Source organism: Arhodomonas sp. KWT, from assembly GCF_010993615.1.
In genome coordinates, this window is the sequence record NZ_WNXE01001084.1 from 1 (window position 1) to 546 (window position 546).

Annotated in this window: 1 protein-coding gene; it reads right to left on the reverse strand. The window is 71.4% G+C overall.

Annotated features, from left to right (window positions below; all coding sequences use genetic code 11):
* Positions 1 to 171: 171 nt before the first annotated feature.
* Positions 172 to 546, reverse strand: a 375-nt coding sequence (locus tag G7A99_RS24280) for a SoxR reducing system RseC family protein (RefSeq protein ID WP_163144638.1), incomplete at its 5' end; no start/stop codon positions are given.

Sequence of the window (546 nt, forward strand, 5' to 3'; positions counted from 1 at the left end):
TCCGGGCCGGCCTGTACCGTGCGCTTGGTGCTGATGTTCACCACCGCGGGACTGTTCTCGCGCACCAGCCCGGTGAAATCCGGGAGATTCGCGCGGGTCGCGGCGAGGACCGGCAGCGCCGCCAGCACGAGGAGCATGGCGGCGATGCGGGCGAGGCTTCGATTCATCGGCTCAGACTCCCTCGACGGTGCCCCCGCGGGCGGTTTCGGCATCGGGCGACGGCGCCTCGCCGAGCAGCCGGATACCGGGTATCGGCATGCGGGTCAGCGGCCCCAGCCACCACCACAGTCCCAGCGCACTGGCCATACCCGCCAGCGCACCGGCGTCCGCGGGCAGCTCCAGTCCGAGGGCGGCGGTCCGGCCGGCGATGGCCGCAGCAATCATGAGCACCAAGGGTACCAGATAGGCCGCCACGGAGGCGCCCACCAGTGCGCCCTCCTCGACGCCGATCATCAGGCGTTCGCCCACTTCCGTGGGGCGTCGCGTGGCGATACGCAGTGCGCGGGTGCGTCCGGCCAGATAGGTTGCCAGGCTGCTCACGCCACA